The sequence below is a fragment of the Desulfosarcina alkanivorans genome, from assembly GCF_009688945.1.
Taxonomy (GTDB): Bacteria; Desulfobacterota; Desulfobacteria; order Desulfobacterales; family Desulfosarcinaceae; genus Desulfosarcina; species Desulfosarcina alkanivorans.
The window spans coordinates 1348419-1371779 of sequence record NZ_AP021874.1; the positions used below are offsets into that span (position 1 = coordinate 1348419).

19 protein-coding genes and 1 pseudogene are annotated in these 23361 nt (G+C 41.2%); 3 read left to right on the top strand and 17 right to left on the bottom strand.

Annotated elements, in window-relative coordinates:
• Positions 1-109: 109 nt before the first annotated feature.
• The 11 genes and pseudogenes from DSCA_RS05930 to DSCA_RS32445 all read right to left on the bottom strand — a co-directional run.
• Entirely contained in the window at positions 110-1312 is a 1203-nt protein-coding gene (locus DSCA_RS05930) for a glycosyltransferase family 2 protein (RefSeq protein ID WP_155315551.1), read from the bottom strand.
• Positions 1313-1339: 27 nt separating this feature from the next.
• Complete coding sequence (locus DSCA_RS05935; RefSeq protein ID WP_167527629.1) at positions 1340-2431, bottom strand: lipid II:glycine glycyltransferase FemX; 1092 nt, start codon at positions 2429-2431, stop codon at positions 1340-1342.
• Positions 2432-2449: 18 nt separating this feature from the next.
• The gene (gene asnB / locus DSCA_RS05940) at positions 2450-4318 is read right to left on the bottom strand and encodes an asparagine synthase (glutamine-hydrolyzing) (protein ID WP_155315553.1); all 1869 of its coding nucleotides are present in this window, start codon (positions 4316-4318) and stop codon (positions 2450-2452) included.
• Positions 4319-4333: 15 nt separating this feature from the next.
• Complete coding sequence (locus DSCA_RS05945) at positions 4334-4876, bottom strand: acyltransferase (protein ID WP_155315554.1); 543 nt, start codon at positions 4874-4876, stop codon at positions 4334-4336.
• Positions 4873-6069, bottom strand: a complete 1197-nt coding sequence (locus DSCA_RS05950) for a carboxylate--amine ligase (protein ID WP_155315555.1) — start codon at positions 6067-6069, stop codon at positions 4873-4875. The genes DSCA_RS05945 and DSCA_RS05950 overlap by 4 nt, the downstream gene beginning before the upstream one ends.
• Before the next feature lie 13 nt (positions 6070-6082).
• Positions 6083-7246, bottom strand: coding sequence for a glycosyltransferase family 4 protein (locus DSCA_RS05955; protein WP_155315556.1), 1164 nt, complete (start codon positions 7244-7246; stop codon positions 6083-6085).
• Positions 7243-8121 (bottom strand): hypothetical protein, encoded by an 879-nt coding sequence (locus tag DSCA_RS05960; protein WP_155315557.1) that lies wholly within the window; start codon positions 8119-8121, stop codon positions 7243-7245. The genes DSCA_RS05955 and DSCA_RS05960 overlap by 4 nt, the downstream gene beginning before the upstream one ends.
• Complete coding sequence (locus tag DSCA_RS05965) at positions 8118-9119, bottom strand: O-antigen ligase family protein (protein ID WP_167527630.1); 1002 nt, start codon at positions 9117-9119, stop codon at positions 8118-8120. Before DSCA_RS05965 ends, DSCA_RS05960 begins: the two co-directional genes overlap by 4 nt.
• Before the next feature lie 278 nt (positions 9120-9397).
• Entirely contained in the window at positions 9398-10837 is a 1440-nt protein-coding gene (locus DSCA_RS05970) for a lipopolysaccharide biosynthesis protein (protein WP_155315559.1), read from the bottom strand.
• Between the two features lie 516 nt (positions 10838-11353).
• Positions 11354-12616 (bottom strand): glycosyltransferase, encoded by a 1263-nt coding sequence (locus tag DSCA_RS05975; RefSeq protein WP_155315560.1) that lies wholly within the window; start codon positions 12614-12616, stop codon positions 11354-11356.
• A gap of 271 nt (positions 12617-12887) precedes the next feature.
• Positions 12888-13237: pseudogene (locus tag DSCA_RS32445) on the bottom strand (IS630 family transposase); the annotation flags it as partial.
• A gap of 139 nt (positions 13238-13376) precedes the next feature.
• Between DSCA_RS32445 and DSCA_RS05985 the strand changes: the two are divergent.
• Complete coding sequence (locus DSCA_RS05985; protein ID WP_155315562.1) at positions 13377-14549, top strand: transposase; 1173 nt, start codon at positions 13377-13379, stop codon at positions 14547-14549.
• The gene (locus DSCA_RS05990; RefSeq protein WP_167527631.1) at positions 14492-15121 is read left to right on the top strand and encodes a transposase; all 630 of its coding nucleotides are present in this window, start codon (positions 14492-14494) and stop codon (positions 15119-15121) included. Before DSCA_RS05985 ends, DSCA_RS05990 begins: the two co-directional genes overlap by 58 nt.
• Positions 15122-15274: 153 nt before the next feature.
• Here the strand turns inward: DSCA_RS05990 and DSCA_RS05995 are convergent, their stop codons facing one another.
• Genes DSCA_RS05995 through DSCA_RS06005 form a run of 3 tightly spaced genes read right to left on the bottom strand, consistent with a single transcriptional unit; the run spans position 15275 to position 18765 of the window.
• A complete protein-coding gene (locus tag DSCA_RS05995) occupies positions 15275-16429 on the bottom strand; it encodes a hypothetical protein (protein WP_155315564.1) in 1155 nt (384 codons plus the stop codon).
• A complete protein-coding gene (locus tag DSCA_RS06000) occupies positions 16419-17288 on the bottom strand; it encodes an AAC(3) family N-acetyltransferase (protein WP_155315565.1) in 870 nt (289 codons plus the stop codon). The genes DSCA_RS05995 and DSCA_RS06000 overlap by 11 nt, the downstream gene beginning before the upstream one ends.
• Positions 17281-18765 carry a DUF362 domain-containing protein gene (locus DSCA_RS06005; protein ID WP_155315566.1) on the bottom strand — a complete coding sequence of 495 codons (1485 nt, stop codon included), beginning with the start codon at positions 18763-18765 and terminating at the stop codon, positions 17281-17283. Before DSCA_RS06005 ends, DSCA_RS06000 begins: the two co-directional genes overlap by 8 nt.
• 71 nt (positions 18766-18836) lie before the next feature.
• On the opposite strand from DSCA_RS06005, the gene DSCA_RS33140 reads away from it, so the two are divergent.
• The gene (locus DSCA_RS33140) at positions 18837-19373 is read left to right on the top strand and encodes a transposase (RefSeq protein WP_167527632.1); all 537 of its coding nucleotides are present in this window, start codon (positions 18837-18839) and stop codon (positions 19371-19373) included.
• A gap of 109 nt (positions 19374-19482) precedes the next feature.
• Here the strand turns inward: DSCA_RS33140 and xrtW are convergent, their stop codons facing one another.
• The 3 genes from xrtW to DSCA_RS06025 all read right to left on the bottom strand — a co-directional run bounded on the left by xrtW (position 19483) and on the right by DSCA_RS06025 (position 23358).
• Positions 19483-20985 carry an exosortase W gene (gene xrtW, locus DSCA_RS06015; RefSeq protein WP_155315568.1) on the bottom strand — a complete coding sequence of 501 codons (1503 nt, stop codon included), beginning with the start codon at positions 20983-20985 and terminating at the stop codon, positions 19483-19485.
• Positions 20985-22163 (bottom strand): aminotransferase class V-fold PLP-dependent enzyme, encoded by a 1179-nt coding sequence (locus tag DSCA_RS06020; protein WP_155315569.1) that lies wholly within the window; start codon positions 22161-22163, stop codon positions 20985-20987. The genes xrtW and DSCA_RS06020 overlap by 1 nt, the downstream gene beginning before the upstream one ends.
• Positions 22164-22293: 130 nt before the next feature.
• Positions 22294-23358, bottom strand: a complete 1065-nt coding sequence (locus tag DSCA_RS06025) for a FemAB family XrtA/PEP-CTERM system-associated protein (RefSeq protein ID WP_155315570.1) — start codon at positions 23356-23358, stop codon at positions 22294-22296.
• Positions 23359-23361 lie beyond the last annotated feature (3 nt).

Genomic DNA, 23361 nt, shown 5'->3' on the forward strand with positions numbered 1-23361 from the left:
TGAACTACGAACCCCATTTTTGAGGAAACAGTTCATATATTCGTCCGGGTTTAACTCCGGCGTTTATATGTAATCAGATAGTTTTAATGTTCATTTAATTAATCAACCATTAATGTCTTTTAGTCCTCACCCACTTTTTACCACGATATAACCCTGTAATGCAGAGGATATCAATGACCGCTTTCCACACCAAAAAAAAGGGCACGTAAAGCACAGCTTTAGAAGTTTTAATCGGTGATCCAGCGATGAAAGCTCCGGTAACAAACAGGGTGAATTGAGCCATGATTAGAAGAAAAAAAGCTATAAGTAAAAACAGTTTCAGGTTGGTGGTGGGCAACAGCAAAGAGATGAAAAAGCCGACAAGCGTCAAGTTGATCAATAGTGAGTAGTTGGGGGTCAACAATGGCAAAGAAGCATCAACAACGTGCCAGTTTTTTTTGCGAAGACCTTTAAACAATAAAGGTAAACCCTGGGTCCAGGCAACGTAAAAGCGCCCACTCGACCAGCGCAGGCGTTGGCTGGTGGCTTGATTGAGGGATTTCGACTCTTGATGAAACACCTTGGCTTTGGCTGCAAAAGCGACCATCACGCCCGACTCTACCAGCTGTGCGTAATATTCCCAGTCTTCACCAACTGAGAAAGCAGTCCAACCCTTTTTTTTGAGAAGTTCAGCTCTAAAACAAAGGCCATTCCCCATTAAATAGGATGACAACCCAAGCCGATATTTCGCCTCGTGGTACAGCAGATTTCCAATGGTACGCGACACGTAAAGCAACTGGGTGAACCAGCTATCCGCACGATTACCAACGGCATTGTAGCATTGAATTGATTGCTCACCAGAATTGATCATCCTGTTCAACTCAGTCAAGATGTTGTTGCCTACATAGTTATCTGCATCTACAATTAATACAGCATCAAACTGGTCAAGGTCAATTCGCTGTAACGCCCAGGATAGTGCTTGCCCTTTACCGACATCAGCAGGGTCAGTGCGCTCCAGAACCTTAGCGCATAGGCTGGCCGCGATATCAGCGGTACTATCGCTACAGTTATCAGCAATAATATGGACAACATATTTGTCTCTTGGGTAATCTACATCAAGTAAACTTTGACATAAAATACCAATCAGTAGTTCTTCATTGTGGGCTGGCACCAGTACCGCAAAACGGTTAAGCGGTTGATCGCTTCCCATTTTTCGTTCTCTGGTGATATAAAACGAAATAGCCAAAATCAGAAGGTAAAAGGTTGTTATTGTCAGGTAGATTAATAACACCGATACCAGCAGCGTCGCTATCAGTTGAATAAAAAATATCATGTTATTTATTATTGACCTTTTTTTATATCAATCCTGTTCTCTTTTTAACAAACCCGAGAACCGTTGCAGTTTGAAATAATTAGAGAGTGCAAAAGGGAGTAGCCTTTGTTCAGCCAATCGAAAACCATGATAAAAACGGCTAACCAGATCATAATAGCCTGGATAATTGACAATTGTCGGGCGATAGGCTGATTTAAGATTATCAAGACTATCTGCTTTTGGATCAAAAGAATCAGTGCCTTGTGTCGAGCCAAAATCGACAAATTTACAGCCATGCTCCCGGGCAATCTTTATAGCTTTCCACAATAACAACTTGTTCGGCATAATTTTGCGATAATTATAATCGTTGGCCAGATACAAAGCCCAGGCTCTGTTGCCAACCATTGTAACGACCAGACCGGAGATCACTTCATCGTTGTAGATAGCCTTTAAAAAGAAGCCTCTACTCTGACCAACTGTATTGTTGTAAATGGAGTCATAGTAGTCTTTTGAGTGAATCAGCGAATTTCTTCGCAATTCTAAACCACAAATTAAGTTGAAAAAAATATCTTTGTCACCTGGTGAAGCATCAGTTCCAACAGAAACACCTGATTTTATGGATTTATTGATATTTTGCCTGTGAGTCCGTCGCATATTCTTGAACAACTGATCTTCACTCTCATTGAGCAATACTCTTGTTGAGTACAACGCCCTGTTCCAAGTAGTTACCCTATCAGGCAATTTTACAACACCATGGTTAAATAAACACTCCTCAACACCAGTAAAAATAGAAGCGGGTTCAGGATCAAACCTCAAACACAGCCCATTGTGTTGCATAACAACGTCTTTCAATCCGTCGAAAAGCGCTGCAACGTGGTCAGAATTGGACCAATCAACAACAGGTCCACGGCAACAATATAAAAGTGAAAAAGGAAGTTTTATAATGTTTCTGATGAGGATTAATGCCGTCGCAACGAAAGCGTCATTATATTTCAATGCGTAACAGGCATAATTCCACCCAGAGGCTTTCTTAATTTCACCCCAATGGGTTGTTTGTCTGAAATTTCCGTGTGGAAAATCACCAATAAAATTATTGAAAGCAGAAAACTCAGAATCAGAAACGCGAGAAAATTTATACATAAACATCCATCCAATTTATCAATATAGTCCGTGTACCCAACAACATGTACAAAAAACTTTCCATAATGTTCTGAAGTCATCATACGAAGCGTTTTTTTGTGAAATCATCTTTTCAATAGTATCAAGATTAAATAAATTCATATTTTTAACACTATCATCCAAAATAATTTCTTTAACGTATTCATGCCAGTCATTATAAAAGAGCCTCTGATAAGGAATGCCCACCCCATAGGACATTTTTTTTCTATTGGTTATGTTTTCAGGTAGAAACCCTTTAGCAGCTTCGTATAAAACTTTTTTCTCTTGTTTTTTATCGCCTATCTTCAACGAAACTGGCAAAGAAAACGCAAATTCAACAAGTTTGTGGTCTAAAAATGGAGATCTCACTTCAAGAGAGTTTGACATTCCGGAGATATCGGTTGCAATAGTGGTAGCCCACGCGTAATTAATAAACAAATCCTGAGCAAGAACTCCATCCATAAAACATTTTGGGTTTTGATCTATATAAAATTGATCTAGCAGTCCAGACAAGCAATAATTATCAATACTAATATTGAAAGTATCTGAAAATATCTTCTTCGAACGTGATCTGAAGTTCACCTGCTTCAAATAGCCACGTCTATGTGCTCGTGGAATCATTGCTAAACACATAGCTAATAAATACTTATTACTGAAATTACCTGTATATTTTTTAGATTTTATGCTGTTTCTCAAGGGACTTAAAAAGCTTAATGCCTCAACAAAGCGCAATCTATGATAGACATCATAACCACCAAAAATTTCGTCAGAACCATCACCTGATAAAGCAACAACAACTGACTTTCTTGTTTCACGGCATAACTGATAATGAGCTAGAGCATTGGGAATACAAAAGGGTTCATCATAATTCTTCATCAATTGAGGCATATAAACGATAAGCCCCTTATCGAAAAGAAGCTCCGTGTGCTTTGTTTGAAAGTGCTCTGCTACTTCTCGACTGAAATGATATTCAGGGTCAGAGGTATTATCGTCTTTATAGCCAATTGAAAAAGTCGATATTGGTTCATTCACCAATTGGCTAGCAAGGCCAACAATGTAACTAGAATCAAGCCCCCCTGAGAGGAACATCCCTAAAGGAACATCGCTACGCAACCTTAAGGAAACGGACTCTTTCAATAATTGCTTTAACTCATCAGAAGCTTGATCAAGACTGATTTCGTGTTTGTGTTGTAAATCAAGTTTCCAATATGTTCTGACATCATGAACCCCTTCACCATTAACTATCATATAGGACGATGGTGGCAACTTGAACACATCTTTAAACATCGTCTTTGGCCATGGCACGTGGTCATAGGCAAACACATCAGCAAAGTTATCATACTCAACATCGAAGTTGAGCCAGGGGAGTGATTTCAAAGCTTTCAGTTCAGAAGCAAAAACGAAACAACCTTGCTGGTTCGTATAGTAGAGTGGTTTTTTCCCAATGCGGTCCCTGGCGATAAATAATTGTTTTTTATTAGAATCCCAAATAGAAAAAGCAAACATTCCACGAAGATGAGCAAGGCATTCAATCCCGACTTCTTCATATAAGTGGATAATTACTTCTGTATCGGTTGTACTTTTGAACTGATGGCCTAAGTCAATCAACCATTGACGAAGATATTCAAAATTGTAAATTTCACCATTATATGTAATCCAGATTTTGCCATCCTCATTTGTCATTGGCTGCTTGCCAAGTGAGCTCAAATCGATTATTGATAGACGGGTGTGAGATAGTCCGATATTTTTATCAGCCCATGTCCCGGATGCATCAGGCCCCCTGTGTGACAACATGCCGTTCATTAGAAGTAAATCCTGAGGGTTTACGTTTTTTTCAGTTTTGTTGTAAATCCCAGCAATACCACACATTTTATCACCAATTGCCTAATTTAATTGCTTCTTAATTTTAGCCGGAGCGCCTGCAACCAAAGTATCTGCAGGAACATCATTCGTTACCACACTGCCTGCAGCCACAACAGCGTTATCGCCTATTGTCACATCACATAAAATAATCGCTGCGGCTGCAACATAAACATTATCGCCTATTATTACAGGTGCAACTTTTCTTGGAAAACGAGAGACGGTAGTCGATTCAAACAGTTGGGAGCCTGAGTCTTGATGTGTAAAAATACTACCCGCAATGATCGTTTTTTTACCGATTTTTATATCTCCTGTAAGGTCTAGTCGCGCTTCATGCGTCAGCACTGAATAATCTCCAATCTCCAACTTATCAAAACCCCAATGAGCTTGATTGGCAACACTAATATCCTCTATCCTGACTTTTGTACCTATCTTAGCACCCAACATGTAAAACACCCATGAACGCAGCTTAGGATGTGGAATTAACAACTGTAACTTCGAAACATAAAAACGAATACAATATAGAAAAAAAGAAGTTAGTTTTTTTATAATCGAACCTATGTTCACTCCCACTCTCCTGAAAGACTATCATAAGCTACAGGCTTGACCCCTCTATTTCTTATCATTTTATAGATAGCGTGACAAAGCCAGGTAAAAAAAGGCAATGGGTCATCCCAATAAAATTCATCTGTTTTCGTTTTATCAACAAGCAACTTTAAGTAATGCCCTGCTGCACTTGATTTGCTCTTACTTTTGCTTAAATATTCTGGCAGAACACGCATATCGCCCCAAAACCATCTTGAGATCACATCAACTTGGTAACTATCTGGCATAGCCTTGTTGCCAACGGCCAAATCGAGATACATACTTACAACATCAAGACTTGACAAAATGGCACTGTTGACACCTCCCCAGATCCGTGGATTAATTTCGATCAGATAAAACTCTCCTGTTTCAGCATGCCTAACGTACTCCACTTCCGCAATACCATGCCACCCGATACCATCAAACAATCGCTTAGAAATCTCTGTCATCGGGGTTGCTTCACACGACTTCCTCAGCACACCCGCCCCACCAGTAAGAGGGAAGTCTCGAATGTGGATATCGGCAAAGTCCTGAATAAATTGTCCATTCTGGTAGATAACGACATGAGAAAATTTTTCCTGTGTCGGAATCCATTCTTGCACAAGAACTCTTGTGATATCTACATTCAAATCCTTCAAATACGGCTTGATTTGTTCGTTGTAACAAGAATCAGGCTCAGGAAACAATATCCCCCAATTCCCCCCGCCCTGTCTCGGTTTTAAAACGACCTTGCCGGGTAACTGTTGTTTTATTTGATTGTAATCATCGAAATCTTTTATATATCGAGTGGTTGGAGTTTTAATCGAACGCTGCGTCAAGGCATCATAGAGCTTGTCTTTGTTGTGTACGGTCAAAAATGATTCGTAATCAGGAACAGCTACCCTCAAATGATTTTCTACTTGGCTTTTTCTTTTTGAAAAAAGAAAGGTTTCTTCATGTACGGGAAAAACAACGTCTATATTTAATTTTTTAACTTGTTCTAAAATCGTTTCAATAAAACCATCTGGATCAGAATACGGAGAGGGATAAATGAAATGTTCTGATTTTTTATTTGAAAAAAAACACATTGATTTTTTTATATAATCAGCAACTACAACATCATGCCCTTTTTTCTTTAATTCTCTGGTAATACAAAGGGCCATTCTGCTGTTTGCATTGGTGACAAGCACTCTCATGGGATCCTCACAATTATAGAATTGTTATTTCTATATACAATTTTTCAATATTAAGGCACCACTGCTCTGCATTATACTCAGCAGCTATAGTCTTTTGTGCTTCAGCACTTAATTCGCCTGTAAGTACTTGATCTTCAAATGCTCGCCGTATCGCCTTTGCAATTGTATCAACATTTCCAGGTTCTACCAACAATCCATTATGTTCACTGATAACAACTTTCGGCACCCCCCCCACTTTAGTTGCCACAACCGGCACACCTATCGCCATGGCCTCAAGTAACGCCAGGGGTGTACCTTCCGTCAGTGATGGCAATGTAAATAGATCAAAAGCCGACAACCAGCATTGCGTATCAGTCTGAAACCCTGCAAAGGTGACATTTTGTTTTATGCACCTTTGAATAACCTGTTTTAGGAGATTTGCTCTTTCGTCACCATCGCCTACAATCAATAACCGGATCGACAGTCCATCTTTTATCAAATCAGCAACCGCTTCAATGAGAAAGTGGACCCCCTTCTCGCGACTGAGGCGGCCTAAAAAGCCTACAACAAAATCACCATCATCAATCTGCAACTCTTTGCGCTTACTAACTCGCCACCTCGCTATCTCAATATCATCGGATGTTACTTCAACCGCGTTAGGAATAACTGTAATCTTCTGAGACCTTACCCCTGATGCAATTAATTGTCCTTTGATGCCTTCAGACACCGCTACCACCTGTTGACATAACTTTATAGCACATACATTCAATCGATTATACAGCCTTAATCTTTTGTCGTTGGTAATGAATCCATGGCAAGTCGTGATCGTTTTCATACTTAGTATTCTCGCCATAGGTATGGCGCAAATATCGGCAAAATAACCATGGGTGTGCACAAGGTCAAAATTACCGATCTTCAAAAGCTTCAATAGTCGCCAGGCTACTTTTGGTACCCGTAGAGGACCACCGCCTGGTTTCAAACTAACAGTAAGAGTGATGTATTCGTAACCCAGCTTTACAATCTCTTTTACGAATAGTGGAGGTTCTTCCCAAGGACGCAACAGCAGTATCGGGGTGATATCAAACTGATGACGATCAACCGTTTTTAAAAAGTTGAAGCTGACCTTTTCAGCGCCCCCATAGGTGATAGGCGTCAATATGTAAGCGACTTTAATAGTAGCCATAAGATCTTCGTTCAAGCCCTGTCTCGTTCTTTAAATAACCAATAAATCTCAGCCAACAACAATCCGACCAACACAGAAAGACAAATACGGATCGTGAGGAGCAGTGATTTAAACAAAAGAATCTGTGTTTCAAATTGTTCAAGAAAACCATCATCAACGTATATGTGGTAATATTGCCCGAACAATAGAGCTAAACCGTCATAAAGCATTTTTTCAAGCTTTGGGCTGCCAAAACTCAAATATACGATTTCAATAAAATTGAAATACCTTATTACGTCAGATGCTGGAGTGAAACCAAGATAAACCTGATCGAGATATTCTTCTGTATAGTAGGTGCGATAAAAGTCACCGGCCCTCTCATTGACCAAATTAAATGAGATTCTGTCCTTTTGATCTGTCAAATCGTCAATATCAGCAATTGATGCGCCAACCATCGGCACGCCACCACCGGCAAGGTCGACTACACCAACACCCTCCAATCCATTATGTTGATATGGTACCCGAACAGCCACATGACCGCCGCCAGAAAACAACCTCTGCGGCGGAAGAAAATGCACCAGTTCAAAATATATATTATTGCGGATAAAATGATAGCCTCCTCCAAACGAAAAATTTGAACAGTCTCCATTGCCCCCTACAATGGTTTGTTCAAATTTTTCCTCGGGCGAGACAGCATATAAATAGTAGCGCTTTTCCTGGTAAGGAATAGTTTGAAGGGTGTGTTGCACCGATAATAGATTGTTGATATTTTCGAATCGCTGATTATTAAATTGTCGTGAGGATGTTAGAGAATTAAATTTCTGGAATCTGTTCGGCTCCATCAATACTATAATTGAGCAGAAGATAAGGAGGGCAAACGTTACGAAAAAAACAACTCTTAGAGTCTTCATGATGAAAGTACCCTTTGCGTAACTTTTTCTTTACTTTGCCGTTGTAGCATCTGGTTAATGGCAGCCGATAAAGCAATATAAAAGACCCAATAAATAGAGAAGGCTTGGCTTAAAAACATTGCCGCCGTGAACATGCCGACAAAACCGATGACAAGAAATTCACATATTCTACTTAAAACAGGCTCACGGGTTTGATTTCTGCCCCTGACAAAAATCCGCAAGGCATTAAAGCTGAGGTATAGATAAAGACCCAAAGCAATAAAGCCAGCCTCAGTTCCAACCTCAATTAATGAGTTATGAGGCGATTGCCACCTAGCTGGCCCTGATCCAATTTCTTGCCGTTCATAACCAATGGCACGAGCAAAATTACCAACTCCCACTCCCGTTAGAGGATTGTCTATCATCATCCTGAGGCCAGTCTTCCAGATTTCAATTCTTCCTGTAGGGGACGTAAGATTATAATCATCCTCAATACTCATCAATGTAGAAAACCTTTCAAAATTAACTGGTGCCACAGAAATTATAAAAGCACCTATAACAAGAAGAGCTATCTTTATTGATTTGGATATTTTTTTTGACCAAAAAAATAATATAATCAAAGAAACAACCAAGGCAACAAAGCCGCCACGCGATTGCGTTAAAAATATCAACACCAGACCGGCAACAATAAAAATAAGAGCGGACAGCCTAATAAAAATACCATTTGAGCGGGTAATAAAAAATAAATTAAGAGGCAGAAAAACTAATGTAAAATACGCAAGGTCATTCGGATCGAAGGTCGTGCTGAAGAAAAGTCGCCTATCAGCACCTCCGCCAGCTAATGAAGCCATCAAACTATAAATACCGCAACCAGCGCAGGTCACGAAAATTACCTTAATAAGATGTTCAAGATTATTAGTAAATTTGTAAAAAAGAATAAAAAAAATAAACGTTATAAGATAACCCGGAAAAATAAAATTGAAAGAAACACGCACATGAACAGCGGTGGGTATACTCATGATAAACATTGCTACAAGAAAAAAATACAAACCTACCTGTTTTTCTTCAAACAACTTGAACATAGAGTTTTTTTTAGAGTATATCAAACTAAAAAAAATTATCAGTGCAGTAGAAACAAGTGCCGGCCTAAGTGGAAGTAGAAATGAAATATAATTTTGAGGTCGACATAGTAGAATAAATATCCACAAATAAAAGACATTGTATATAGCGTCTGTATTTTTATTGTTTGTTTTTAATATTATTTTTGATCTTGACCTATGGTTCATTTAGGACTTCTTTATGATTTTTTAGATAGTGCGAGAATACTTTTATATTGCGATTTTCCCAGACTCAAAGTCAGCCCTGTATATACAAACACACCTAAGGCTATCAAAGTCACCAGCGTAATAGGTTGAGACAAATTTTGTGGTAGCATCACACCGAAAACAGATACGCATAAATACATCAACAAAGAAAAAACAACGGGCTTCACTAATAATGACAGCACTTCAGTAAGCCTCCCACCTACAGCACGCATACAAATAAACATATTTAAAGAAAATATCACAGGAAATCCTAAGACCCAAGCGAAGCTGACACCAAAAAGCTCCCACCGAACACCAACAAATAAAGATAAAGAAATTATTAATAGAAAATTAATTTGGTTAATAATTAATAATTCAATTTTACCGACTCCGCCCAACAATGGTGCAATCAGAGTGTTAGCCATTCGCAATGGAATTACCAGTGCAATCAGTTGCAAGGGTACAGCCGCCAATTGCCACTGCTCTCCCAACACTACCACTACCAAACTCGGCGCTACACTGGAAATACCCCAGAAAATCGGAAAGCATACAAAAGCAACAATGCCTACGGATTTTAAAAATCCACGTTTCACCCGTTCCAGGTCATTTTGAATCTTCGAGTAAGCAGGAAAAGCTACTTCCTGGAGTATCGGTGACAACTTATCCATCAGCAACGACGCCAAATGCTTGGCTACACTGTAAAAACCCAACAGTTCTTTACCGAGTAGCTTTCCAATGATAAAAACATCGATAGAGGTAGATACTTGCCATATAAAATCGTTAACCGTAGCCTTCCCGCCAAAGGACAAAATACCCTTCATGCCAGTAAATCCAAACTGCGGACGGATAAATTTGCTAGAAGAAAAATTATAGATGACCATTTTACATGATTTTATGGCAAAAGTTCCCCACACTAGCGCCCAAACTCCTTTCCCTAAAATGGCAAGCGACAAGGTGACAACACAACCAACCAGAGCCGCAATACAATTAAGCAGGCCAATTTTTCTGAAATCCATTTCTCTTCTTAAAAGTGTCTGCGGAATAACCGTCAGGGCAATAAAAATAAAATTCAGAGACAACAACCGCATGATTGGTGTGATTTCATCTTCCCCGAAAAAAGTTGCGGTTACCGGGGATAGGATATAGCCAAGACAAAACAATAACAGGCCGATCTGCAGGATAAAGCCAAATGACTTTCCTAAGAGGCTCTCGTCCAGATATTTTCGTTGTATCAGGGCCACTCCAATGCCTAAATCTTTGAACCCATGCATGAATGTTAGCACTACTCCAGCCAAGGCCATCAAACCGTAATCAGCCGGAGTCAACAACCTCATAACAAAAATTGTAGATACCCACGTTATGATTTGGGCAGCGAACCTAAAGGTCGCACTCCACTTCAACCCGTTGATAACTTTATTTTTTAGTTCACTCATAATCCAGTTCTACCCCATCTTTCCCTCTGCCAGAACCATTGATAAAAACCAGTTGTTAATGTCCTTGTTTAGTACTGGATCAATCTGTTGATCCGTAAGCGTCTAAGCAACCGCCTTCCTTGTGAAAGCATTGATTGCGGTTTTGTTAACGCGGTTGGGAAGAAGATTCAGAAAGTCAGCCTCGCTCTGGGCGTGGGGCAGGTTGGTTGGAAAGTCCAAACACCAGATTGAGAAAGTATCGATACCAGATCAATTTCACCCAGGCGTTTTCAAAAAGCAAAGGGGTGATTGCACTGTTGTTCCATGATACCCCAAACGAATCAATCGCTTGGTTGCTGATCTGCAACATATTTTTCAAAGAACCATAGAACCGGTCAGACCGGGAAGAAAATATCCGCGAAATCATAAAGCCAAATCGAGAAGATACTTCCTTCAGTACAAACCGATCGGTTAAGTTAATGACATTGATCGTAAAATCTCAAAATCTTTTTTAAAAGTGCCTAGTATTTTTGATAATTATAGAAACTTTAGCAGTTCTAAAGACAATTCCCTACGAGAAAACGAAGCAAGAAAATCCTGAATATTATTGCCAGGAAAGTCTTTCCTATTCGAAATCACAGCTTTACCTAACCAAGAAGCAACTGAGCTAGCCGACTCATCTGTAATAACTGCAGAACTCGGACTATATTTCCTCACTATTCTGGCAACCTCACCTTCTGGAATTGTTGATAGAAGAGGTATATCTAGCGCAATCCCTTCAAAAAGCTTGGTGCTAATCATTGGTTGAATAATCCTCAACAACTGTATATGTGCACGTTTTATTTCAACCAAGATATCAACATATGGGATCCGTGGCTTCACATGAATGAGGTCACCTACATCCCATCGCTCAATAGAATCTTGGATACGTTCAATTTGTCCTCCATAAAATAGAAATTGAAACTCTTCACTGTTAATCATTCCTTCATTTTTCAAAATCCCTAACGCTTCAAAAAAATAATCAAAAGCAATATTATAGTAAAAATTACCAGTATAGATAATGGTAAATTTAGAGTTTTTTTCCTGTTCCTTAACTACAGACAAAAACTGATCATCAAATCCATTATAAATGGTTCTAATTTTTTCTCTTACTTCGGGGAATTGCTCAAGATACAACTCTTTTGTTTCTCCCGTTGTAACAATAAAAAGATCACTTAATTTCAATATAGATGCGACTATCAAACGGTCAATTAATTTACGAATAAGTGGTCCGCCATAAATTATATTATATTTAGCTCCATCTACCCCAAAAAGATCACGAAAATCCACAACTAAGGTCTTACCTGTCAATATCTTCAAAACCCATCCAATAATCCCCCCACTCACGGGACTTACAGAGACATAAATAATATCAATTCTTTCTCTAGTTATTATCCGGTAACCACTTATTATAGCTGGGATTATCCATCCAAAAAAAATATCCGGGACACAGAAAATGTCATAAAAATAATTATGTTTTAACTTGCCACCAAAAAGCCCAACAAGTCTGTCAAGAATACCATTCACACGGCCAAAAAATCTATAAACATTAAGAAGAGAATATGCATAAGTAACTGGGATATCTTCAGGAGGTTTGTCATCACCTAAAGAGCAATAGTACTTATCCGGATTTTTCACACTCAACACATGGGGATGCCAACCTTCTTTATGCCAATATTTGGCAAAAGCCACACTACGTTTACAACCAACATCTGTTAACGGTGGATAGTAGTAGCATATCATCAAAATTTTTTTTCCCATATTACTTACCAATCCTTTAAACCAAATACCCTTGGTATCAATAACTATCTTCTGCTGCAATTTTTCGGTTCATCACTGAAATGAGTACCTAAAGTAAAAAGATTGCGAAAAGACATGGCGTAAGACATTTTGTTTGGTGCCTAATCAAATAAAAAAATGGAGGTCTCAGCCATGTCTCAGTCTATACTTTTCCATGCTTTCGGCATCAAGGGTGTAACTTATCGTTCTACCAACCTTTTGGGCAACGCCATTTCTTACATATTCATCGTCAATACGTGCGGATTTTCCCGGGTTTACAAGGGATGGGAGTGCGCACTTCTCCAATCAACTGTTTGCAGGACTCGTCCATACACACGACTGGAAAATCCGGATCGTAAGGAAGGTGATATACCTCAAGTACGTCTTCCATCGCCGCCACAAATGCTGCACTTTATTTTGGAGGAATTTCCCAGTATTTTTTTTAGGGAGGCTTACATTCATTTTTTAAAATTCGTTGTACTGTCATGCGTGAAACTGATGGATCGAAATCAAGTTCAACCGCTTTATCAGCCAGAAATCTGACCGTCCAGCGACGATATCCTTCCGGGCCTCTGAACAGGCTAAGGCGATAATCTGTGCCTCAAATTTGATGGATCCGTAAAAAGTAGCAGCAACTTATCCACCTGAAAATATTGTTAAAATACACAATCAGGCATTGCTTTCTTCATCCCGCTGTGATATGTAAAACACTATATTTACAGCACGTTAACTTGGAGACTGCATGATTCGCATCAAGAACCACAAACAGCGACAACTGTTTGATCCATGGCGCCATTTAAGTGCTAAACGGCGCAAGATGCTCGACGAGGACTGGCCTGGTCTTTTTCGGGAACATCTGCTGGAAGAGCTTCCCGTAGATCGGATGTCGCCGCATTTTACGGATGGAATCGGAAGGCCCAGCAAGGAACTTCACACGGTACTGGGCCTGCTGCTTCTCCAGCAGACCATGGACCTCACTGACAAGGCCGCCATCGAACAGCTGGCTTTCAATATCCAGTGGCATTACGCGCTCAACATCCCGGAAGAGAGCGACGACGCCAAAACCATCAGTGAAAAGACCCTTTACTCAATGCGCCAGGTGATGATCGATAATCATCTTGACGAGACCATGTTCGATGCCATCGCCGACAAACTGGCCGTGGTGTTCGGCGTTGATACCAAAGACCAGCGCATCGATTCGGTGCACATCAAATCCAATATGCGCAGGCTCGGGCGGATCGGTATTTTCAGCCGGACGATTTTCAAGTTTTTGGTCAACCTCAAACGCCATCATCGGGCTCTTTTTGAAGCCATCGATGAGAAAACCATCACGCGCTATTGGGGAAAGAAAGCCCTGGCTGCCTTTGCCATGGTAAAACCTTCCGAATCCGAGAAAACACTGAAAACCGTCAGTGCCGACCTGTTTGATCTCATCGGGCGGTTCAAGGATCAACCGGCAGTCGTTTCCATGCACAGCTACAAGCTGATGCAACGGGTGCTGGCTGAGCAGTGCAATCTGAGCGGCGGCTCCGGCAAAAAAAAGGTGACCGTCAAAAATCCCGCCGAAATCCCGTCCGATTCGTTACAAAACCCCTCTGACCCGGATGCCACATACAGTGGACACAAGGGGCAGGGATATCAGGTCCAGGTCATGGAGACTTTCGACCGCGGTGAAGACGAAAAAGAGAAACAGCTGCAATTAAATCTGATTACCCACATCGACGTGCAATCGGCCTGCGAGAGTGACGCCCAGGCACTGATCCCGGCCATCGCCGATACCAAGGTGCGGGGGCTTGGCCCAGAGAAACTGCTGGCCGACCCCTTTACGGCAGCGATGACAACGAGCGGATTGCCAAGGTGGCCGATGTCGACCTGGTTGCCCCGGCATCCAAAGGGCGTCAAGAAGATCAGCTAAGCAAGTTCTCCTTCGATGAAAACGGTCTCGTCACCCAATGTCCCGCGGGCTATCGTCCAGATCAAACATCACCGAAAACGAAGCGCTCCAACTACAGTGCCGGCTTTGACCTGCAGCGCTGTCTCGCCTGCCCCTTGTTGGCCCAATGTCCGGTAAAGCCCGGCAAGAAGAAGGCTTATTTACGGTACAGTGCAAAGCGTTATCGCCTGGCAAAACGGCGAGCGTTGGAAGCCAGTGAAGCGTTCATTGACGACTATCGCTGGCGGGCCGGCGTGGAGGCGACCATGAGTGAGTTCGATCGACGGACAGGAGTAAAAAAACTCAGAGTCCGGAGGATGCCGGCCGTGCGGTTTTACGCCAGAATGAAGGCAACCGGCTTGAATATCCTTCGCGCGGGAGCCGTCCGCAAGGCCAGAAGAAAGGCCCGGGCGGCCAATGGTGCCTCTATTGGCTTTGTCGATATCTGTATCCATGCTGTCAAAGAGCGAATCCAACGATTTATAAAAGATCTTGGATCGGTTTTTCTCCAAACTAATCAGGCCGCCGATAATTATTGGAAGATGGCGGCATGAGTTTTTACGGGTCCATCAAATTTCCCGTCAAATATTATCACCACCCATCAGGCTGTCCAGCCTATGGGGTCCACCTACCATTTGTAATAAATCAATGTCACACTATTAAATAACCCCACTGGCAAAAGCCTGGCTAATATAAATAAGGATTTACTAGTAGTCATTCTCTATATGCTTATCTTCCAGCATGAGGCTATCCATAAAAAATTTGGCGGCCCAGTTTAGGTACTGATACTTGCCATACCCCCCGTTCACCGGGAACGAGCCCTTGATTCCCCCTCGAATTCCAGGGTTTCTATTTTCTAAATCTTGAGTAGATTTTAAGAACGCATTGGCTTTTGCGGCACCTTTCTTAAAATTATCATTTCCAGTATAGTCGTAGAGCAACCACCAGCAAATTGCTATTTGAGCAAGGCCGGTGAGGCAGATCCAGCTTTCGACCGGTTTCCATTTTTCGTTAAACCGGCCGGGCAGACTACCATCATGTTGTTGAACTTTTAATAATTCTTCGGCGGTTTTTTGTGCAGCTAAAATGTAAGACGGTTCATTTAAAGCCAAACCGATACCTAATATACCCTCAATAGTGTACCCTATTGTATGGGTCAAAGGATTTTTGTTATCATTTAGACAGTTGTTGTCAAACCAACCATTTTCATTTTGTTGCGTTAGTACCCAGTTCATATTCTTTTCGACAGCACTTAAAAGCTCTCTTTCTTGTGTCACATTAAATACTTTGCACATTCCCCATGCACTTCGTATATTGTAGGTATTCACTTTAAACTTGGCAAACGGAGAATGAAATTTTGCCCAGCACCCCTCTTCATCCTGAGCCTCCTTCATCCATTTTACTGCTTTTACGGCCGCATTCAAATACCTCTCATCATTTGATTCCTTATAAGCATCTATCCATCCAAAAAGATTTTGTCCTGTATTAAAAATTGTTGGAGCGACTGGGTTTGCATCAATTGTCCCAGCCATTACAGCACCGGACTCCAACTGGATTTCAATCTCCCAATCCGCCATTTCCAAAGCACGCTTAGAGAATTTATCATTGTTTGTTTTTTTCCCGTACTCAATCAGTGTTGGAATAATATAACCTGTCGTTTCCGGATAAGATGGCCCCCAGCCTTTTAACAGGCTGTACATCCTTGAAACCCCTTTATCTTCTGTTGCTTCCTGAGCCCGTAAAATCCACTCAGCGGCAGCTTGGAGATGAGAGTCATTATCGAACGTTTTATTAATTCCAAACCCTGCCTTATCTTTAACTAGCTCACGGATGCTTTGAAAGGATCTTCGCTTAAAGATCATAAAAAAATCTCCCTTCAGATATCATTTTATTCGCACACTCAAGCGCATCACTCGTCCGTATCACCCCAAGAGATGTATTGCCAATTTTGTCCCAAGAAAAACAACCTTTTTTTAAAAGCTCTTTTTCTAAAAGTAACGGTCGTCTTCTTGTTACAGCTTCGTCAGAAAAAGCCCTTGCTTTCACAATGATTTCCTGTCCCTCTTTATTAATAACTTTTAATTCATACTCTTTTTTGTCATAAAGAGGAAACGGTAGTTTTTCTTGAATTATATGCTCGATATGATGAAAAAAAGTCATTGTATTAAATTTGACATCAAAAAAAAGAATTTTGCCTTTTCTTCCGGCAATCTTTCCGAAAGGGCTTTTTCTACCACATGAAAAGACACAGTTTTCGTGCTCTTGAATAAACCAATCGGCATCTTTTCCCCAGACAATAATAGGGTGGCACGGATGCAGGCTGCGTGAAACATCTTTTTGGCGCCTGAAAATCTCAGATAATAACCCCATCTTCCCTGAAGTCTTACGAACATTGAAACTTTTATATTCCTTTAAATACTTTGACGTTGCACTCCGATATGGCATGGAAACCATAAGCAACGTCCCTTTAGTACCGACAACCTTTTTCAAGATTCTAATAACATCCTGAGGTGTCCCTATGAAACCATTCGAGTAAGACCAACCACTGTGAATTAGAACAGCGTCGCCCTTTTTTAATCCCACATCATGGAATTTTCTTTCCAATTTTTCTTGTGAGTAGGACATCGTAAGGTTTACAAACTTTTGCTTGATTCGGTTTAAATAAGATTTGATCTTCCTTTTTTGACCTGAAGATAGTTTACTCACTATAAAACTACGCATTTTCAAAATCTGCCTTATGGATTATAATATTTTCTTGGTTCAGATTTCCGATCCCCTGTTTTTCGGTTTCTTTTATAAATTTGAAAAAAGGGCCAGATTCAATTAACGGATTATTCATTTTTTGGTAACTAACACCATAATAATTATGCTCACCAGAAGGTGTCGCAGGCAACAGAACATCCCGAGCGGCTATAAAATCCAAAGAAACAGGATCTATACCGGCTAAGACGGTTTTTGTTTGTACTGACTTTTTCGTATTAACACGAGACCCCCAACCGACTATTTCAGCGGTGATAATATTTAAATCGGGCATCCGAACATTCCTCATAAAATATCCCAAGACACCTCCTGTATGGTGAAAATCCTTATAGCAATATTCAATGTAAGCTTTTTCCAACCCCAGGCGGGAAATTAAGCGCATAAACAACTTATTTTTCTTAAACCGAATTAACTCACTTACTCCAATATGATGGGTATTATATGTTCCTTCCGGCTCATTACCAGGAAATCCACAGGACATATCAACAACTCCCATCAGGTTTTTTACAGATGCCGTTAACCCAGAGTATAGACCATGATGGTTGAGAGCAGAAAAATTAATAAAACGTACTTTTCTATCTGAAAAGTAGGCTCCATCTTTCCAGGCACCGTTTTTAAAATCTACCGTTATCCCACTATGAGCTGACTTGAAGATCGGATATGTCATAAGACATTTACGCCCGTCAGGAGAGAGATAAAACTCATCATCCATCCAAACATATCCTTCACCGTCTTCAGGGCCATTTATTTTAGAATTTCCCTGGGCATCACCTTCCAAAGGCAACTCTGTTTGTCCCCCAACATGCCAGTGGGTCTTGGTGACGTTTTTATAGCCACGAACCTGATAATCTTGAATTAACTCGTTATAGTTGACGGAACCATTTCTTTTTTTTGTTGTCCATGCCCTTGAATTATCTTCCGCAAATTGATGATTATCGGCAATTATAATTTCACCGTCGAACCTACGAATGGATAAAACTGCATCCATGAAAGCCTTCATGGCATCGGTATTGGTCATACCCTGGGCCCACCATTGGGAATTCGGCTTGAGGATGACGATATCATGTCGCCCAACGATCGTCTCGATGCCACCCAGCCGCTCCAGTATGGCATTCATGTTGTTTTCCGGTGTGTCCCCCTTAGCCAAATAGACGGCCGAACGCCCATCCGGCTCCACACCCAAACGGCCTCCATTGCCTGTCAATGTTGTCGAGGATTTGGCTCCGGCAGACGCTGCATGGGCCAGACCTGATTGCTCCGTCATGCCAGCCTTTCCGGAAACGCGGCGCACGCCATTACGGACATGGCACCACACGCCCGTAGCCAAGGCAATGAACACCCCGGCAAAGACTTTGATAATGGTTCGTTTGCTCACCTTTCCAGCGGTCAGCGGGCAGGGGTTCGACTCCTGGTGTTCTTCGAGAGTGTGTTTATCCATGGTTTGTCAACTCCTCTAAGATTTTTTCAGCCGGTCATTCGAACGCTATGGTGCAGGATCTTTGCCGGCACATGACCATCAAGGATGTGGCCGATCATCTCAACGTCGGGTGTGTCATCATCAAAGATATACAGAAAAGGAATCTGGAAAAACGATTCTCCCATCCCAAACTGAAGCATCTCAGAAAGCTGGCCATCGATGAGATCTCCATTGGCGCAGGCCATAACTATCTGACCGTCGTTCTGGACCTGGATTCCGGTGCTGTCATTTTTGTAGGCGACGGAAAAGGATCCGATGCGCTCATTCCCTTCTGGCGTCGATTGAAGTGCTCGAAAGCCACCATTGAAGCGGTCGCCATCAATATGTCCCGGGTTTACATACAGGCTGTCCGGGAAAATCTTCCCAAGGCGGTCGTCGTCTTCGACCATTTTCACGTCATCAAACTCTATAATGATCGGCTTTCCGATTTTCGCCGCCAATTGTTCAATCAAATCGAAGACCCGCAAAAAAAACAAGTCGTCAAAGGGACTCGCTGGCTGTTGCTTGCGCCTGAAATTTCAAAAGGTAGTGCCAACAACTTTTTTGTGCCTTGTAGTAGCTTGAAATGAATGGGTATTAAAAAAACAACTGTCAAACTTGAGTCAAACTCAAAATTATGGCGCTTCATGAAACAAAGTACGCTTTAGTCGGATGAACCTAAATTTTATATGATTTTCATCAAAAAGCAGACAAATTACTGTGGATAAAGGGCATTATAATTCTAAGGAAATCTAATGATTTATTCTCTGGAGTATTTGTCTCAATAATAATTATACCTGCATTTTTTTTTCTTTTAAAAAAGGCATCCCAGAATGTATAAAATTTTCCGACAAATTGATTAGTAATTATCCTACCATTGATAAAATACCAAAAATAGATGTCTGTATCATTGGGAGCTTCTATCTTTTTTTTTTTTATCACTATTTTTTCATGTTTCAAAAAGACTGAAACTTTTGCCACCTCTTCATGCATCCATGCTCGACGATAGTCAATAAGTTTTTTTTTCCTACTCTGGCTCTCAAAATATCCAATATAAACCTCAAAACTGTTTCCTGCATTGTCCGAGTAATGCCTCATAATTTCTTCATCCGCTGCAAAGGGTCTGAGGCGCTTGTTGATTTGGTCAATTGTGTTACCTGTATAACCGCCTATCTGTATTGGTAGTGTGTCTAATGGGATTCTAAGTGGGATAGGGTTCGGTTTGGAAAAGTGAATTAACCCGAAAGTGAACGCAAACAAGGCCAGAGCAAGCAAAGCAGGTGACTTGCCTCTATGGATAGGATTCGTTTGAGGCTTTAAAGGCGCCTGCACTGCAGCTTTCGTTCCTACTTTAGAATCGGTAACGCTATTTATTTTACCAAAGTTTTTAATCAGTTGGTTGAATAAAATCAGCACGACCATACCGAAAAAGAAAACAAAGGAAACATATAAAGTTTCATTTGGCCCGTGCAGATCAGCCCCATGGTTGTACAATGCGTAAACTCCAATTAGGGCAACCCTCAATCCATTTGCCAAAATTCCAATTACAAAGGCCATTAGAACAACGAGGCCTCTTTTAACCAAGCTTTTTTGGCTCCAATAGGCTAATGGAACCGACAAGGTCACCAGTGAAATGATATGACTTATTCCGCTGCAAGCTCTGGCCACCTCCAAGGAGATGTGGGGAAGTTCTAACACGGTACCCGTTTTTAAGACTGGCATTCCAGTCAGAGACAGAAATATCGATGCAAGGGAGGCTGTTAGGTTTTGGAATTCATAGGCCATACTACCCAGACCAATTTCAATCAGCCCGGTCAAAAAAATCAGATATCCAACCGGTACGAAGAATGCTCTCAAAAAGGCATAGCCCAAGAACAACCAGATATAACCCAGTATCATGGGTATAACGGATAAATACTGGACAAGCATTGTATCACTAAGTTTTCCAGCAAACAGGAAAAAACTACCGGTCAAAACGATTACCGCACCCGACAAAGAAGAGGGCTTTATAGGCAACTTTCTTAATTCATTACGTTTATACCATATCAAATAAAGGCTAATTGCCAATATCAGAAACGAATGAGAGCCCTCGGGTGTGAATGCCTTTCTTATAAAGTGCTTTAAAGTCTCATAGTATAGAACTATAAAGGCAACGATAAAAATCAAAATAATTGGAATCACTTTGGATGTTTTTCGAGCCACTATTTATATGATCTCCGTGAAGCAGACGCTTGAATGGCTAAAGAAATTTGTGCTGCCATTTTATCATCGATTCCCATATGGGTGGGTACTGTAAACAACCTCTTGGAAATCTCAATGGCCCCCGGCGACGGTTGTGTATTCGGATGCATGTAGGACTTGATGGCCTTCTCGGCACCAATGGCGTAAGGATACATCCTCCTTAGGCCCAATTTCTTTAGAGTTAGCGGCAGATTCTGAAACGGCAACATGACAGGATAACGAACAGCCGAAATTGCATATTCGTCGCCTTTGATCTGCCAGTTTTGGTTTAACAATTGGGTATATATATCCGCTATACGACGCCTATGAGAGTTAAAATCATCGAGAACGGTTATCGCATCGGCCGCTATCCGTTCAGCCAATGAGGATATGTTGTTTACGGAGAAACCGGGATCGAAAACTGTTTTTCCGAGACCAAGGGGAAGCATCTCAGGCAACCAGTAAAATACCGGTTTAGACATTATCTTTACTGCTACGCAAAGGAACAAATCATCATAACCCTTTCCCGCATTTTCCCACCGAATTGTATTTAAAATCGCGGGATAATTTTTAGAAACCAACGCACCCCCATTGCCAACGGGAAGGGGCTTGCCCCGTCCAAAACTAAGAAGGCCGAAATCTCCAAAGGTGCCTGGTGGCATGCCATTTTTGACCCTTCCAAGTGACTGCGCAGCGTCCTCTATAAGGTAGGAACCATTCGCCCGGGCCATCTGCTTGAGTTCGTCCATCGGGCTTATTCTACCGAAAAGGTGCTGCGTAACAATAGCCAGTGTCTTTGTAGATATTGCTTTCTCGAGGGAATCTAAATCGGGTTGCAGGGTCTTGGGATCAAGATCATAGACCGTAATGGTTAAACCGGCTTTGGCAACAGCTGCAGCAACAGAATAGCAGGTATAACCAGGTATTAAAACCTCGGTGCGTTGTTTTTCGACCCCATACTGCTTGAGGGCTGCAATTAATTTGAAAAGCAGGGCCCTTGCACTTTGGCCCAGCACACAGTGATTGACGTTCATATAGCTGCAAAGGGCTTGCTTAAAGCTCTTCGGTTTTCTGCGGCAAGCACTCAGAATGACGCCCCACGGAATTTGTGTTTCAGCGGGGGGATACCAGGCTAAATTTCTTAAGAAATTTAGAGCCATAAGGTTTGAGCTTGAAGGTTTAAGTGACGAGATAAAGAACGCTGCCTGATGTTCACTTTAATCATATCTTATGCCCTATTCCTTACACCTAACACCTTATAACTTCTACCTTCCACCTTATACCTGCCCTTCACAAACTTATATATTTTCGGATATGTGGCCCTATCGTATTGGCCACCCCCAGCGGCAATTTTTGCCATATCGCAGCGGCAATCTCACGTTTTCGCGAATCAGTCGATGAAGGTTTATTTTCATCTTTTCCGTTACCAATATATTCGTACCAAACTAGCGGTTTTGGAAATGCGCCCCACTGTTTTTTAAACTTGTAGGTACCCTCACCTTCAGATGAACGTCCAAAATCAAAAAACGAATAACCATTATCAGCACTATACTGCAAAAAATTCAAGTAGAGCAGCATGTTGGGGCCCAACCGATTGTAATCTCTCAAAGTTGACGCCCACGGGATGGAAACGCCTTCACCGCCAAGCAGAATTATCCCCATCCCAATGGTTTTTCCTTGAAATTGAGCGAGCCCGAGTTTTGCTCGATCACCATAATTCATCAATACAGCTTTTAGGAAAAATTTTGAATGGACCGGAGACCCGAGTTCTCGCATATTTCTTGAGAAAACATTATAGGCAGCATCCATATCCGGTAGACTTCCCCAGCGAAATGTCACGCCGTTTTTTTCCGCCTTTCGTACCTGGCTGCGAAGTTTGGATTTGAAACTGCTCAAAAGTTTATCAGCCGAATCAGGTAAATCCAAAATCATACGGACTTTTCCTGTATTAAGTTCTTCTAATTGCAAATGCATTTCAGTGTTATGATACAGTTTTCCTCTGAAATTTAGGGAGTACGCTTTAACCGACTTTTTGAGTTGAATAGCCTGATATATTAAGAAATCTTGTATTTCTAAATTATCGGCCAAGCAGCAGCCGATATCACAAAATGGAAGACTAACCATATTGTTTATAAAAGGTAAAATACGAATGTTAACAAATGGCAAAACACCAACTATTTTTCGATCTTTTATAGCCATCAAGTAGAAAGTAGGATGTTTATAGGAAGATTCTACCGCTTTCTTCCATGCAAAAAGGTGATAAGGTGAACCTTTAGAATGGTTGAGAACGTATTCATCCCAATATTTTTGGTCTGAAAGCTTTGCCAAACGTATTTTTAAAATTTTATTGTTCATAAA